At 73.7% G+C, this 14844-nt stretch carries 13 protein-coding genes; 5 read left to right on the top strand and 8 right to left on the bottom strand.

The features are described from left to right. Nucleotides 1–44: 44 nt before the first annotated feature. From RM555_RS14845 to RM555_RS14835, 3 genes are all read right to left on the bottom strand, one after another. A complete protein-coding gene (locus RM555_RS14845; RefSeq protein WP_311412280.1) occupies nucleotides 45–5093 on the bottom strand; it encodes a hypothetical protein in 5049 nt (1682 codons plus the stop codon). 5 nt (nucleotides 5094–5098) lie between these two features. After that, nucleotides 5099–5956 carry a DUF4132 domain-containing protein gene (locus tag RM555_RS14840; RefSeq protein ID WP_311412279.1) on the bottom strand — a complete coding sequence of 286 codons (858 nt, stop codon included), beginning with the start codon at nucleotides 5954–5956 and terminating at the stop codon, nucleotides 5099–5101. A gap of 342 nt (nucleotides 5957–6298) precedes the next feature. Further along, a complete protein-coding gene (locus RM555_RS14835) occupies nucleotides 6299–6748 on the bottom strand; it encodes a MarR family winged helix-turn-helix transcriptional regulator (RefSeq protein WP_311412278.1) in 450 nt (149 codons plus the stop codon). 80 nt (nucleotides 6749–6828) lie between these two features. On the opposite strand from RM555_RS14835, the gene RM555_RS14830 reads away from it, so the two are divergent. Together RM555_RS14830 and RM555_RS14825 are read left to right on the top strand one after the other, a co-directional pair. Then, nucleotides 6829–7230, top strand: coding sequence for a nuclear transport factor 2 family protein (locus RM555_RS14830; RefSeq protein ID WP_311412277.1), 402 nt, complete (start codon nucleotides 6829–6831; stop codon nucleotides 7228–7230). Nucleotides 7231–7398: 168 nt separating this feature from the next. Beyond that, on the top strand, nucleotides 7399–8121 hold the full coding sequence (locus tag RM555_RS14825) for a VOC family protein (RefSeq protein WP_311412276.1): 723 nt from the start codon (nucleotides 7399–7401) through the stop codon (nucleotides 8119–8121). 163 nt (nucleotides 8122–8284) lie between these two features. Here RM555_RS14825 and RM555_RS14820 read toward each other — a convergent pair whose 3' ends face one another. Next, complete coding sequence (locus RM555_RS14820) at nucleotides 8285–8581, bottom strand: hypothetical protein (protein ID WP_311412275.1); 297 nt, start codon at nucleotides 8579–8581, stop codon at nucleotides 8285–8287. A 104-nt stretch (nucleotides 8582–8685) separates the two neighbouring features. Beyond that, nucleotides 8686–10020, bottom strand: coding sequence for a hypothetical protein (locus RM555_RS14815; RefSeq protein WP_311412274.1), 1335 nt, complete (start codon nucleotides 10018–10020; stop codon nucleotides 8686–8688). 262 nt (nucleotides 10021–10282) lie between these two features. Here RM555_RS14815 and RM555_RS14810 point away from each other — a divergent pair, with 262 nt between their 5' ends. The 3 genes from RM555_RS14810 to RM555_RS14800 all read left to right on the top strand — a co-directional run bounded on the left by RM555_RS14810 (nucleotide 10283) and on the right by RM555_RS14800 (nucleotide 12110). Next, nucleotides 10283–10474 (top strand): helix-turn-helix transcriptional regulator, encoded by a 192-nt coding sequence (locus RM555_RS14810; RefSeq protein WP_121399264.1) that lies wholly within the window; start codon nucleotides 10283–10285, stop codon nucleotides 10472–10474. Further along, nucleotides 10464–10892, top strand: coding sequence for a hypothetical protein (locus RM555_RS14805; RefSeq protein ID WP_311412273.1), 429 nt, complete (start codon nucleotides 10464–10466; stop codon nucleotides 10890–10892). Before RM555_RS14810 ends, RM555_RS14805 begins: the two co-directional genes overlap by 11 nt. 174 nt (nucleotides 10893–11066) lie before the next feature. Beyond that, entirely contained in the window at nucleotides 11067–12110 is a 1044-nt protein-coding gene (locus RM555_RS14800) for a hypothetical protein (protein WP_311412272.1), read from the top strand. Nucleotides 12111–12320: 210 nt separating this feature from the next. On the opposite strand, the gene RM555_RS14795 is transcribed toward RM555_RS14800, so the two are convergent. From RM555_RS14795 to RM555_RS14785, 3 genes are read right to left on the bottom strand one after another with little or no spacing between them, the layout of a single operon-like run. Beyond that, nucleotides 12321–12785 (bottom strand): hypothetical protein, encoded by a 465-nt coding sequence (locus RM555_RS14795; protein ID WP_311412357.1) that lies wholly within the window; start codon nucleotides 12783–12785, stop codon nucleotides 12321–12323. Further along, on the bottom strand, nucleotides 12760–13398 hold the full coding sequence (locus RM555_RS14790) for an RNA polymerase sigma factor (protein ID WP_311412271.1): 639 nt from the start codon (nucleotides 13396–13398) through the stop codon (nucleotides 12760–12762). The genes RM555_RS14795 and RM555_RS14790 overlap by 26 nt, the downstream gene beginning before the upstream one ends. Nucleotides 13399–13432: 34 nt before the next feature. Continuing rightward, the gene (locus RM555_RS14785) at nucleotides 13433–14743 is read right to left on the bottom strand and encodes a S8 family peptidase (protein WP_311412270.1); all 1311 of its coding nucleotides are present in this window, start codon (nucleotides 14741–14743) and stop codon (nucleotides 13433–13435) included. Nucleotides 14744–14844 lie beyond the last annotated feature (101 nt).

The following is a 14844-nucleotide window of genomic DNA, read 5'->3' as shown; positions in this document are numbered from 1 at the left end:
TTCCTCGATCTCTTTCGGTTCGGATGGGGGTGGTCAGGGGTGGGTCAGCGGGAGGTGGGCAGGTGGTCGAAGCGGGGCCGGTCACCGTCGCGCAGGCGTTGCCAGGCGCGCCGGTGGAGCTCGGCGGCCGGGGCGAACGGCACCGTCACGCCGAGCGCCGCCGTGCCGTCGGGTGCGAGGTCGAACAGGGCGGCCTTCCAGCCCTCGATCGGTGCCTGCCCGCTGCCGCGCTCCAGCCACGGGCCGGGCAGGAACAGCGACCGGCCGGCCCGGGACCGGCTGGCCTCGACGACCAGGTCGGTGCCGGCCAGTTCGGCGCGGGCCGCCTTCAGCCGCGCCGGCTTCCAGCCGGTCCACTTCGCCGTGTTGCGGTCGGTCGGGTCCGGCATGGCCAGCAGCATCAGGTACACCGCCGCCGCGTCGGCGCCCAGGCCGTGTGCCCCGGCCACCTCGGCGACCAGGTCCGGCACCGACCGGGTCGGGTCCTGCGGCCACCAGGTGCCGTCCGCCGCCCGCGCGCCGCCGGCCGGTTCCCCCGGGTCGCCGAGCAGCGCCACGAAACGGGGGTCACGGACCAGGCGCAGCGCCACCTCGACCGGGTACGGCTTGGCGGCGTCCCCGCGCAGCGCCGGCAGGTACGGGTCCGTCCCGTCGGCGTCGAGCAGGTCCGGCCGCAGCGCGGGCGACGGCTGGCTGTCGTAGGTGGACAGGACGATGGCGCCGTAGCGTTCCCAGCCGGGGCCGGTCTCCGACGGGGTGCCCGCCACCTGCCGGAACGCGGGCAGGGAGACGTACTGGTCGAGGTCGAGCAGCAGGCCGGGGTTGGCCAGCCGGTCCCGGATCGCGGCCAGCGCGGCGGGCAGCGCGGCCCGGCATGCGTCGCCGGCCGGCGTGTGGTGGGCGACCCAGGCCGCCAGGGCGACCGTGGAGCGCAGCACGTGACCGGTGAAGCCCGCTGCCTTTGCGTCCACCGGCCGGGCCCGGTCGCCCCTGAACTCGAAGGCCAGGTCGGTGCTCAGCTCGGCCGAACGGGCCGGGTCGAGCAGCGCCGGCAACGCCTTTGCCGGTGCCCAGCCGGTGCGGACCGCGCGCGTCGCCTCGGCGAGCAGGTGTTCGGGCACCACCACCCGGCGCCCCAGGGCGGCGTTCCACACCGCCGCGGCGGCGGCCACGTCCGGGCCGTCGGTCCACAGCCGGGCCGGTTCCTCCGGCAGCAGCGCCGAGACCACGGCCCGCCGCAGCGTCGCCCTGGCCTCCCGCAGCACCCCGAACGCCAGCTTGACCTCCCCGACCTGCCTGATCCCGAGCGCCTTGCGCAGCTCGGCCGGCATCGTGTTCGCCGAGTCCGCGTACGGCAGGCCGGCCAGGACCAGCTTCGCGGCGGTGGGGGTGACGCCGGTCAGCTCGGCGAACTGTTCGGCCGCCTCCGGCCGCCAGGGCAGCGGGCCGCGCGCGGCCGACTCGGCGAGGAAACCGGCCAGCCAGCCTGCCGGCCGGCCGTCACCGACCGGTTCCGAGGAGTGCACCGTGTACGGCTCGGGCACGGCGAACACACCGGCCGGGTCGTGGTGCAGCGCGTCGAAGAAGTAGCCGGTGGCCGTACCGCTGGAGTTGAGGACGGCGACGAACGCCCCGTCGGGCAACGGCAGGATGCCGGGCCTGGGGTAGCGGCGTGAGCCGTCCGGGTTCTTCAGGTCGTCGTCGCGCAGGTGCAGCCTGCACCGGCGCCACCGCCCCGGCTCCGCCGCCGTGCTCAGGTCGAGCCCGTCCAGCTCCGTGAGCAGGGCCCGCAGCGTCTCCCGGTGCTCGTCCGGGGTGACTGCCGCGACGGCCCGGTAGGCGACGGCGGCAACGCCCCCGAGCAGGGACCACCAGTCCAGCGTGGACGGCAGCGACGGCCCGTCGAGGTGCAGCCGCACGGCGGAGTTGTTGCCGCCGGTGGCGGAGCGCCGGATGGCGAACGCCTGGAACTGGGTGAAGACGCAGGTCGCGGTGCCCGCCCCGTGGGCCGAGCCGCGCAGGCCGTCCAGCGCCACGCTGAGCTGCCGGTCGGTGGGTCCGGTCACGGTGGCCGTCGGCACCGCCGCGACCGGGGCGGACAGCGACCTGGTGAGCCGCTCGGTCACCGCGTCCAGGTCGGTGCGTACCCGGGCGGCCAGCCGCAGCGCCCCGACCACCCCGGCCAGCAGGGCGTCGTGGCTGAGCGCCGGCACCGTCGAGCGGACCAGCTCGACCAGCGCGTCCGTGCCGTCCTCGTCGGCGGTCGCGCCGGTGGTGGCGGGGGCGTGGCCGGCGCCGGCCGTGGACGCGGGAACGGCGACGGGAAGGCCGGTGACGGCCTGGCTGGCCACGGCCAACCCGGACCGCGCCGCCGCGCGGGCCGCGGCCCGTGCCGCCTCTTCGGCCAGGACGGCGCGGCGCTCGTCGAGGGCGACCTTCAGCAGTGCGGCGGCGGTCTCCCGGTCCATCCGGCGCAGGGCGGTGGAGCCGGCCGGGTCGCGGGGCAGCAGGTTGCCGAGGAACTGCCGGGCCGGCAGCGGGACCGCGCCGGGGCTGAAGTCCCGGCTGGACGGCGGTCCGGCGGCGGCCGACGCCACCCCGTCCGGGTCGACCAGGACGAGACCCTTGAGCACGGCCCGGGGCCGGTCGTCGCCGGGCAGCACCAGCGCCGCGATCGGCTCCTGGCCCGCGGCGACGGTGACGGTACGACCGGCCAGGTCCGTACCGCGTACCGAGCCGTCCGGCAGCGTGACCACCCGCCAGCCGAGCAGCCCGTCCACGGGGACGGCGGCCGGGGTGGCCCGGTCGGACAGGGCCGGCCGCAGCCAGCTGGCCGGCTCCTGGAGGCGGCTCCCGTCGGCCGGGAGGTCGGCCAGGAACCCGGGCAGGCCGCGCCGGCCGTGGGTGTTGGCGACGGGGTCGTACTCGCGCCAGCCGTGGGTGTCGTCGTCCTCGCCGTGCCGGTACACCCAGTGCGAGGTGCCGTCGGTGATGACCGGCAGCTCGGACGGGACAGCGGTGTCACCGGCGTGCAGCACGCCGTCGCCGGTGGTCCGGCCGCCGCCGGGCAGCGGCAGGGTGATCTGCTTCCCGCGCGGCTGGCTGCCGTGGTGGCGGCCCTGGATGAGCTGCGGTTCGCCGGGCGACGAGTGCCAGTAGCCGCGCAGGTCGTAGTTGAGCGCCTTGGAACGCCAGTAGACCAGCAGTTGGCCGTCGACGAAGTGGTAGCCGGGCTGGCCCCACATGTCGCCGGCCGGGATGCGCAGGTCGTGGCGGAGCACGATGCCCTCGGCGCCGATCACGCGCACCGTGGTCGGCCCGCCCAGGATCGCGTACGGCCAGGCCTCCTGCCGGATCACCTCGACCTGCCGGTCGCCGCCGGTCACCTCCTGCCAGGCCAGCTCCCAGTCCGGCCAGCCCAGCTCGTCGAGGAGCCCGCCGCGCAGGCTGCGGGCGACGCGCTCGGCGAGGTCGACGCCGAGGGCCTGCCCGAGGTCGCCGCCATGGCCGGGCTCGCCCGGTCCGTCGAGCTCGTCGGAGACCAGGCGCAGCGCCTCGACCGGGAGCCGGCCCAGCCAGTCCACGGACGCCGGCAGGTACGGCAGCCCGGCGGCGAACCGGTCACGGATCCGGGCCCGCAGCCAGTCGATCAGCATCGGCCGGACGCCCGGCGTCTCGACCATCCGGCGCAGGGCGGCCTGCTGGTCGTCGAGCTGGTCGAGGCCCCGGCGCAGGGCAGCGGTGAACCGGGCGTCGCCCGCCACGGCGAGCAGGTCGCGCTCTCCCCCGCGCGTGACCCAGTTCGCCAGGTCCAGGGCCTCGTGCTCCTTCGGCGCGGGCACCGGAAGGTCGAGGGCGAGCAGCAGGTCGAGCAGTTCCAGGTCCCCGTCCGCGCCGAGGGTCTCGCCGCTGTCGGCCAGCTCGACGCGCAGCCGGTCGGCCATCCGCTCGACGAGCGGGTACAGCTGCGGCAGCCGACGGCGGCGGTGGCCGGAGTTGACCCGGGCCACGAAGCGGCGCAGCCAGCCGACGGAGCCGTCCTGCGGGCGGGCCGGTTCCGGCACGTCCGGGTCGGACAGCCCGGCGAGCGCACCGGTGTCGGTCAGCAGGGCCAGCCACGTGACCAGGTCGTCCCGGTCGGCGGGCATCAGGTCGAGCAGGCTGCCGCGGATCGCCGGGTCGCGCCCGGCCAGCGCCGTCACCGCCGGCAGGTGTGCCTTCCACCAGCCGGCCGGCGCCTCGGCGGCCACCGGCAACCGGAGCAGCTCGGTCAGGTAGGCGGCCTCGCGCTCGGCGACGGCGGCCGCGCCGGCCTTACCGGCGGCCTTGGTGGCGGCCCGGACCAGGCGGTTCACCACCCCGGCCGACTGGGTGGACGGAACGACGCCGGCGGTCGCGGCCCGCAGCGCCAGCCGGCAGAACCGCTCCAGCGCCTCGCCTGCCGGCAACTGGGCGGACAGCTCCTTGGCGTAGCCCGCCAACGCGGTCGCGGACACGACCTTGGCCGAGGCGAACTCCACGTAGACCTCGTCCAGCCGGTTCAGGTCGACCGGCAAACCGTGCTGCGCCTCCGCCTTGCGCGCCTTGTTGAACAGCTGCGTCGCGTACGCGTCCTGCCCGGCGGCCAGGAACACCCGCGCCGCCTGCTCGAAGAACGTCGGCAGGAAGTGCGGCAGCGTACGGGCGAGCCGGTCGGCGATGCTCTGGTGCCCGTCCAGGGCGGCCTTGGGCCGCGAGCGCACCTGCTTGGCCAGCTTCTGCAACTCCGGCACCACCGCCAACGCGTGCCGGCCGTCCGCCGGGTGGTGCACCAGCACCCACTCCGGGAACGCCAGCGGCCGGCGGGGGCCCAGCCCGACGACGACCGGCTCGGCGCCCGGCGTCAGGCCGAGGAACTCGACGGCGATGTCCTCGCCCTCGCCGAGGGCGGCGTCGACCAGGCGGACCACCGGTCGGTCGTCGAGGGCCGGGTGCCGGTAGGTGCGGGCGGTGAGGGGCACCGCCCGGTCGCCGGCCCCGGCGGTGTCGGCCGGCAGCACCGCGCCGGCGGTCAGCAGGCTCTCGACCGAGTCGTCGCCAGCGGTCGTCGTCATCCCGGTCACGCCTTCTTCCCCGTTCCGGTCACGGCACCGGACAGGGCCGTCGCCATCCGCATTCCTTCCGACCAGGCCACCGGCCCGACCTCGGTCAACCGCAACGTCGGGCCGTCCACCGCCGACCAGGAGAGGTTGCCCAGGGTCGCCTCGGAGTCCCAGTAGTCCTCGTCGAACCGCATGGCGGCCTCGACCGCGCGGCCGGCCTCCCAGACCCGGCACCTGATCTGCGAGCCGGAGACCCGGAAACCGAGCGTGGCGGCCCGGGCGGCGAGCCGGTTGGGGACCGTGGTGCCGCGGAAGTCGGTGATGGCCGTGTCGCGCTGCTTCACCTCGTCGGGCTTGCCCCAGGTGCCCCGGTGCAGTTGCTCGATCCGCTGGGTGACGTCCAGTTCGTCGGCGAACTCGCGCAGGTCGGTCAGGTCGGGCAGGCGCACCGGGTGCGGCAGCGTGGCGGTCGCCGGCGAGAGCCGGACGGTGTCCCCGTCGAGGTTGACCACGCGGAGGTCGCCGGTGTCGGTGACGTCGCGCAGGAAGCCCGGCTCGGCCGGGTCGTCCCCGAGGACCACGAGGTCGCGCAGCGCGTCCTGCCAGGCCGGGTCCGGCCAGACCCGGGCCAGCAGCCCCGTCGGCACCGGCAGCGAGGACACCACCCAGGCGTCGACCCGGGCCAGGCATTCGGCGGCATGCCGGTCCAGCCACTGGGCGAGCTGGCGCAGCCGGTCCACCTCGGGGTCGTCGCGCAGCGCCTTCGGCAGCGTCTTCAGGGGACGGCCACCGGCACGCGGGCCGGTGGACCGGGCCGCCACCTTTCCGTCCACGAGGGAGATCTCGTACGAGTCTCCCACCGGTAGCCAGGCCATCAGGAATACCCTCCGCAGTGGCAGAACAGCCAGATTTCGTGAGGAATCGGCCGTGATCGACAACGAGGGCACGCTAACAGTAGTGACCGACACGACAGCGACCCATCGGCCGAGCAGCCGAGGCGGGGTCAGCGGGACGAGCGGACGCGATTCGCGGAAGCCGCAGGTCCGGCCGGTCCGGGCACGCCGCGACCGGTCAGTAACGGCCCCCACGGGAGACAGGTTGATGATCTAGGTCACACCAGCCGGCCGGCGGTTGGTGTTCCGCGTCGACACGTCGGCCGGATCGGGAGCGCGACCGGTGGCGGCCGGCGGGTGCGGCCTGGCGGCGCTCAGGCCGGATCACGGTGTCGGCGCGCCGCCGTGGTGGTCGAGCACCTTGCCGAGCAACGCGACGAGGGCCTGCCGTTCGGTGGCCGACAGCGGGGCGAGCAGCTCGTCCTGCACGTCGTCGAGCGCGCGGTCCAGCCGCCGCAGCTGCCGCGCGCCCGCCTCGGCGCTGGTGACGATGTTGCGTCGGCGGTCCGCCGGGTCGGCGCTGCGCGCGACGAAGCCCGCCCCCTCCAGCTCGGTCACGGCCGCGACGACGTCGCTGCGGTCCATGCGGCAGCGCCGCCCCAGCTCCGCCTGACTCGCCGGACCGAACTCCCGCAGCGCCGCGAGCACCCGATAGTGGTAGCCACGCGCGCCCACGGTGGCGAAACCCTGGGAGACGAGCCGCCGCGCGTGCACCGCGGTCTGCGTGATCAGCCAGCTCGCCTTCGTCGCGAGACGATCCGGTGTCGGTTCCACGGGTGACCACGGTAACAGGCCGTTGGCAGCGCCAACGATCTGCCATATCGTTGGTGACGCCAACGATATGGAGGATCGAGATGTCACCCGCAACCGACCGCGCCGAGATCGCCGAACTCGTCGCCCGGCTCGCCCAGGCACTGGACGAGCGGCGCTTCGAGGACCTGCGGGGCGTCTACACCCCGGACGCCGAGACCAGCAGCCCGCGCGGGGCCCTGCACGGCATCGACGACATCGTCGACGTCGTACGGCGGACCAGCCCTGAGGAGGAGTCGACCCAGCACCTCAACACGGACGTGGTGGTGGATCTCGACGGCGACCACGCCGAGGTCGGCACCCATCAGCTCGTGTACTTCTTCCGCCGGGGCGAGGCGCCGCACCGGGCCGCCGGCGTCCGGGCCCGCTACACCGCCACGCGTACGCCGACCGGCTGGCGCTTCGCGCGGGCCCGGATCTCCCCGCTCTGGCAGCACGTCTCGTAGCCGCGACGAACGGAGTCACCTCGCCGCCGGCGGCGAGGTGACCGGCGGCCCGGCGGCCGTCGAATACTCGGCTGCGCACGACGCGGCTCACCCCTAGGCTCCCGAGCTACGCGCCGGCAAGGCGTGCTGTCGACAGCGGTCACACCGCCGATCGGAGATGCGCAGGAGATGACGAGTCGACTGTTCGCGCTCAGCTTCGATGCGAACCAACCCCTGCGGCTCGCCCGGTTCTGGTCCGGGGTCCTGGGCTGGGACCTGGCCGACGACCCCCGCGACGGTGTCGCGCTGCTGCCCAGTGACGACACCGGCTTCCGAATCCGTTTCCTTCCGACCGGGAGGCCGAAGGTCGGCCCGAACCCGATGCACTTCGACCTGACGAGCACGTCCCTCGAAGACCAGCGGCAGACGGTGGCCCGGGCGCTGGAACTCGGCGCGGAGCACATCGACATCGGCCAACGTCCCGAAGAGGGTCACGTCGTGCTCGCCGATCCCGACGGCAACGAGTTCTGCGTCATCGCGCCGGGCAACGACTTCCTCGCCGACTGCGGATTCGTCGGGGCGCTGGCCTGCGACGGCTCGCAGGAGGTCGGCTACTTCTGGAGCGAGGCGCTGGGCTGGCCGCTGGTCTGGGACCAGGACCAGGAGACCGCGATCCGTTCACCGCTCGGCGGCCCGAAGATCACGTGGGGTGGTCCACCCCTGAATCCGAGGACAGGCAAGCAACGACTGCACTTCGACCTCGCTCCGCCTGCGGACGGCGACCAGCAGACGGAGGTCGACCGGCTGCTCTCCCTCGGGGCCACCCGGATCGACATCGGCCAGGGCGAGGTCAGCTGGGTGGTCATGGCCGACCCCGACGGCAACGAGTTCTGCGTGCTGACGCCCCGGTAGCCACCCCGAGAGGGCGAGCAGGAGCAGAGCGCCCGGCGGGATGGCGGCGCCGGCGCCGGGTCGGCTGGCACGGACGACCGGGGATCGGCACGGTCAGCGGCTTTCGGCCGCCACAATGCGCCGGGACGGCAGCGGTCGGCGGCCGTCCCGGCGGACTGCCGGTTCAGCAGGTGGTGTTGCGGGCCGGGACCCAGCCGTCCACGGACGGGTGCTCAGCGCCGTGGCCGTAGATCCAGGTGTCGTCGTCGACCGCCGAGACCTGACCGTGCCAGCGGAACCCGCGGCCGGCAGTCAGGGTGAGCAGCACGTGGCCGTGCGGCGCGGCGCGCAGCCAGGTGTTCTCCCGGAGGTTGCAGACGATGCCCCACGCGTCGCTCGCCGAGGCCGGCGCGGCCACCACAGCCGTACCGGAGAAGACGACGGTCGCGACTGTCAGGACGTGCAGTAGGCGGCGTTTCACTCGTGTCCCTTCGACTGTGGATGATGACGGCCCCCGATTGTGGTCGATGGGTACGCCCCCGGCGCCACGGGGGCGGCGTCGGCGTACCGCTCGGCAGCCGCCGCTCAGTGGAAGGAGTCGTAGAAGTCGTTCAGCACGTCGTGCACGTTGTCCCGGTCGAACTTCTCGATGCCCAGGATCAGGGCGAGCAGTTGCGCCGTGTCCTTGGGGATCTGGCACTTCGCCTCGGCGACGAGTTCGTCGAGCATCCAGTGCAGGAGCTGGGCGACGGGCGTCCGGGCGGCGAGGTCGGAGTTGATGGTGAACCGGATGGTGCCGTCCGAGTTGATGACCGTCGAGTGGTTCAGCATCTTCGGCTCGACCCGCACCACCAGCCGCCCCTCCGCCCGCATCAGCGCAAACATCGCCGCGTGCAGCGCCTCCATGTACGCCCCGATCAACGGCGCGTACGCCCGGTCCTGCGGCAGGTCGGTGAGCACGAGGGCGACCGGCTTGGGCAGGTCGGCCCTGGTGAAGTCGAGGCGGGTGAAGTCGTAGGTGCGCACCCACGCGCGGGTGATGCGGGAGGCGAGCACGGTGTGCAGCGAGTCCATCCGCGGCGCGGTGCGTCCCCGCATGGCGGCCACCTGCTCGTCGGTGGGGAACGGGCCACCCTGGCCCAACGCCTCGCAGACGGTCTGCTCGAAGTTGGCGGCGTTCTGCAGGGCGATCTGGCCCTGCAGGTGGTAGGCGGCGTTGCGGTGGCGGTAGACGATGTCGACCGTCGGATTGTCCGCCAGGATGTGCGTGCCCTCGTGAGCGAGCGTGGCGGCGAGCTCCCACAGGTGCATCGTCCCGTCGAGCGCGGAGCGACCCACGTTGATGATCGCGGTGTCACCCTGACCGCTGGCCAGTGCGCCCATGCCGTCGGGCAACGACAGGTTGCACACGAATCCCGACCGTCGGCCGTCGGTGCGCTTGAGCACTGCCTGCAGGGCCGTGACCGTCTGCGCGAAACGCGCCTTGGCCACCGACGAGGTGGACCCGAACAGACGCGCGAACGCGGTGTTGACGGCGGCGTGCGTGGGGTTCCTGTCGTCGTTCATGACGTCGACGATCCTGGTCTTCAGTTCGTCCACGGCGGCGACGAGGTACGGGTTGCCGACGGCGGAGGGCACGACCCCGTCGAGCGAGTCCTGCACCTCCTTGAACAGCGTGGCCGCCTGGTGCATCGTCGCGCCGCGCTCTGAGATCTGTTGCAGCCAGGTCCCGACGGCCAGGGCGGCGACCTTGTCGAGCCGAGCGGTCAACTGGTCGCGGCGCAGCCCTGCCGGCAGTGCCCCGACGACGGGGCGCAACCGCTGGAGTTCGCAGGCCATCAGCACCCGGTAGGTCTGGAACACCTCGCGCCGGCCGAGATCGAGTGCCTTCCTGGTCGCTTCGTCGGGAAACGGGAACATGTGGAGGGGCTCCTTCGCTCTGCCGGCCCGGCCCGGTCGGCCGAACGCCCGCAGAGAGGTAGCACCCGGAAGGCCGTGGCAGTCAGTAGCGCGTCGGTCATCGGACAGTGAGTGGGCCGTCACTCGCGCCCCGGCCGCGACGCCGGGCACCGGGCGCCGGTCGGGCCGGCGAGCCCCTCGCCGGAGACAAGCGTGCTTGACAATTCCGGAGAGCGTCAAGCACGCTTGTCGTGACAAGGTCACTTGACATCAGGGGGTGTTCATGAAGAACGACCTCTGCGCGCTCCGGCTGGCCACCGGGCTGTCCCAGCGCGAGCTGGCCCAGGCGCTGGGCGTCTCGCGACAGACGATCAACTCGATCGAGAACGGCCGCTACGACCCCTCCCTGCCGTTGGCCATCGCCATCGCGCGCCACTTCCACCGCACCGTCGAGGAGATCTTCCATGTCGACTGATCGACACACGGACAAGCGCAGGGCCCTGGCCCTCGGCGTCGGCCTGGCGATCATGGCGCTGCTGGTCGCCGTGGGCCTGCTGCTACGCGAGCACGCGCCCGGGAACATGGGAGTGGGCTTCCTCCTGGGCGCGGCGGGTGGACTGATCGGTGTCGCGGTGATGGCGTGGCGGCTCGGCAGGCGACCGGAACGCACGACGGTCTTCGAGCGGGCGTGGTCCCAGTCGGGTGACGAACGGGACGACGCCGTCCTCACCCGCGCCCTGGCCGTACTCGGACTGCTCGCGCTACCGCTGACCGGCGCGACGGGGATCGCGATCGGGCTCGGTGCCGCGGTCGAGATGATGCTGGCGCTGCTGATCCTGGCGGAGGTCCTGGTCGGGGCGACCGCCTTCGCGGTCATCAACCGACGTAGTTGAGCGCACATCCGAGCGCTGTGCGACTTTCGCCGGCTTGACGGCAACTCGCGCCATCTGACATCGCCCGCCGGCACCAGATGTATCTACTCGCGTCGATCGGACTCCGTAAGGATGTCCACCCGCCCACGCCACCACCTCGGGGCGAACGGCGATCCCCCATCATCGGGAGGAAATGTGTCTATCAGACTCGCGGGAAGAGCGCGCCGTTCGACGCTCGCCCTGCTCACCGGCGCGGCACTGGCGACGCTGTTGTCCGTCACCGCGGCCGGTGCCGCACCACTGTCCGGCCCGGCGGACGGCCCCGCCACGGCCGCCGCGGTCGACGTGTACATGAAGGACACCGCCGCCGACGTGGGCCTCGAACCGCACGCGCTGAACCCGCTCTGGCAGAGCCCGGACATCAAGGTCTGCCACACCGCCATCGAGTGCGCGACCAGCCAGAACCCGATCGTCGGCCAGCGGAACTACATCTTCATCAAGTTGCGCAACCCCGGCCCGTACGGCGACAGCGTCATGGAGGAGGGCACGATCTGGGTCTACCGGACCACGCCCGGCGGCGGGGCGGGCTGGCCGGGCGCGTGGACGCAGATCGGGGCGATGGCGGTGCCGGTCTACCCGGGCGTCACCACGGTCACCATCCCGTGGGACAACGTGCCCGGCCCGGGTCACTTCTGCCTGCTGGCCCGCTGGGTCTCCGCCAACGACCCGATGACCTTCGAGGGACCGGACATCGGCGTCAACACCCGCAACAACAACAACATCGCCTGGCGCAACGTGGACTCGGTGGCGGTGATCGCCGGCGGCCTGGCGCAGATCCGGCCGTTCGCCATCGGCAACACGCTGACCCGGCCGGCCCGCAGCAGCGTGGTCTTCAGCCAGACCGGGGCACCGTTCCAGGCCGCCGGTGGCCGGCTCGTCGCCGACCTCGGACCGACCCTGTTCGAGCGCTGGACCAAGGGCGGCAAGGCCGGCAAGGGTGTCCGCGAGGTGGGCCGCAACCAGGTCGAGATCGTCGACATCGGCCAGGCCAGCCTGGACAACCTGGAGCTCAACCCCGGTGAGCGGCTCGCCTTCTCGCTGAACTTCACGGCGGCCGTGCCGACCCGGGAGCAGATCGCCGTCAACGTAACCCAGATCGGCCCGGACACCACCGGCGCCGCACGGGCCGACCTCGGCGGCGTGCGGTACGACATCACGGTGGCCCAGCGGGCCAAGTAACGCCCTCGAGGGGCAGGGACGGAGGTCGCGGACGGGGCCCGCGACCTCCGTTCCACCCGTCCGGCCGGTGTCCCGGGCGGACCCGCCTCGCCCGGGCCCGGCGGCGGCGCCCCCGGCCGGCGAGGACGCCCGAGGCGTACGGCATCCGCCTGTCGGACCGGTCCGCCGTCCCGGCCCTCCGAGCTCCTCGGCGGCCGGCTCGGTGTCCGCTCAGCGCAGGGTGACCCAGGCGGTCGCCACCGCGTACCCGGCGGTGCGGGCGCAGAACTGGACCGGACCGGCGGGCGGCATCCCCATCGAGAAGTAGCCGACCGCGTCCACCGGCACCTCCTCGTACGGGCCGACGGCGGTCCGGGCGGCGACCCGCCCGCCCCGGGCCGGTGAGAGCTGCCCGACGATGCCGGTCGGGGTCAGCTCGATCTCGACCACCACCACACCGGTGCGGAACGTCAGCGTGCGGGCCGAGCCGGCGGAGCGGGTGGGGCCGGCCGGTTCCGGGTCGCAGACCGAGTCGAAGGTCAGCTCGGCGAGGGCCAGCTCGGCGTCGACGGTCCGCCAACTGAACGCGGCGAGCGCTGCGGCCAGGAACTCCTCCGGCACCGGGCCGGAGTCCCGCAGGGCGGCCCTCAACTCGGCCAGCAGGGCGTCGTCAGCGGCTGGCGGCCACGGCTCCATCCCGGTCACCTCCGCTCCCCTCGTCACCCGGGCGCGCCCTGAGGAAAGGGGCGAGTGCCGGACAGTTCCGCAGCTTGTGCAGGCACCGGGCCTGGCTCGGACCGACGCTACCCACCGGCATGCCCAGCCGCGCGCCGATCTCGCGGTAGCTGACCGGCGGGTCGGCCAGCAGCAGGGCCAGCAGGTCCCGGCAGCGCGGCGGCAACTGCGCGAACGCCTCCCGCAGCGCCTGCTGCCGCTCGGCGCGCAACAGGTCCTCGTCCGGGGTGACCGGGTCCACCAGCAGATGGGCGCCGACGTGCCGGTCGACCGAGTCGTCGTACGGGTCGAACGGCTGGGTCCGCCGACCGAGGCGAAGCAGCCGGTAACACTCGCGTCTCGTGGTGGTGACCAGCCAGGCGGGCAGGGCGTTCGACTCCCGCAGCCGTCCCAGGTGCTCCACCGCGCGGAGCCAGACGGTCTGGTTCACGTCCGCCGCGTCGACCTGGTCGAGCCCGTGGGACCGGATCACCGAGAGCACCAGTGGGGTGTACCGGCGCACCAACTCGCCCCACGCCCGCTCGTCACCGCGGGAGGCGGCGGCGACCAGCCCGACGGTGCTGCGCTCGCTCACCGGTACGACGCCCCGCGCGCCGGTGCCGGCGACCTCACGCGACGAGTACGCCGTAGTCGGGATGCCAGCGGGAGCCGGCGACCAGCGCGGCCCGGGCCGCCTCCGCGTCGAGCCCGGCACTGGTCATCAGCGCGGCCAGCCGGCCGGCGACGTGGCCGGTGGCGAACGAGGTGCCGGTCCAGGCCGCGAAGCCGTCGAAGTACCGCATCGGCTGGCCCGGCAACTGCAGCCGACCCCTGACGTAGGTGCTGGTCCGGTCCCCCATGGCACAGGCGTCCACCCAGGACCCGTAGCTGCTGTACGGCGCCGGCACCGGGCCGGTGGCGCCGGCACTCACCGCGCCCACCGCCAGGACCCGGTCCAGTGCGGCCGGCCAGGCCCGCCGGCTGGTGGCGGCATTGCCCGCCGACGCCACCACCGCCCGGCCGGGCAGCCCGGCCAGGGCGTTGACCAGCGGCAACGGAGGCTGATCGTCCTGGGTGAAGTAGCCCAACGAGAGGTTGACGACCGACACCTGCGGGCCGAGCCGACCGAGGGCGGCGACCAGCATCTCCTCGTCGCCGACGCCGGTGGCGTTCAGCGCGGCCTCGGGATCGAGACGTACGCCCGGCGCGGCCTGCCGGACCACTCCGGCGACGAAGGTGCCGTGGCCGCCCTGGAGTGCGAGCACGTCAGCGCCGACGTAGAGGGCATCCTCGTCGTCGGACTCGGGAAGGTAGCTGCCGGCCAACCACTGCGGATGGCGGGAACCGGCCAGCCGCCAGATGCCGGTGTCGCAGATCCCCACCGTCACCCCCGCCCCCTCACCCGCGCGTGCCGGATCCGGTGCCGGCAGGGCAGCGGCGACCCGGGGCGGACCGCCCGGGTTGCCCATGATGTTGCCGAAGCCGAGCAGGGCGTGGTGCGGCTGGACCAGGGGCGCCGGCTGCCCGGGCCACTGCTGCGGGTCGCGGAGCCTGGTCACCACCGACGGGATGTCGGTCTCGGTGGCGAAGAGGAGTCGGGCGACCCCGCCGAAGCCGACGCCCTCGGTGACCGGGTGGCCGTAGCTGCGCAGCCGACCCACGACCCGCTGCACGTCCGGGTGGGCCACCAGCAACTGCCGGGGCCGGTAGAGGAACTCCCGGCCCTTGACGGCGTGGCGGCGCAGGTCGGGGTCGGCCGCCAGGGCCTCCAGGAAGACCCGCTGGTAGGTCTCGTCGGGCGACTCGCCGGCGGCGGCCGGGCTGCCCCACCCGACGAGACCGAGCGGCGCCGCCGCGGCGACCAGGGTGGACCAGGCCATGACCTGCCGGCGGGACAGCCCGGCGGGCGGGCGCGACGCGAAGGAGTCGTCAGGCGGCACCGGTCCTCCAGGCGGTCGAAGATGCATGGTCGGCGGCGGGCCGGGCAGCCACGGAAGCGCTCTCCGAGGCACCGGACGATTATTTCAAAGGATAGTCGAGT

This window comes from Micromonospora reichwaldensis, assembly GCF_031845925.1.
GTDB lineage: Bacteria > Actinomycetota > Actinomycetes > Mycobacteriales > Micromonosporaceae > Micromonospora > Micromonospora reichwaldensis.
Note: the sequence above shows the minus strand (reverse complement) of the source record. Positions and strands in the feature narration are given on the sequence as shown.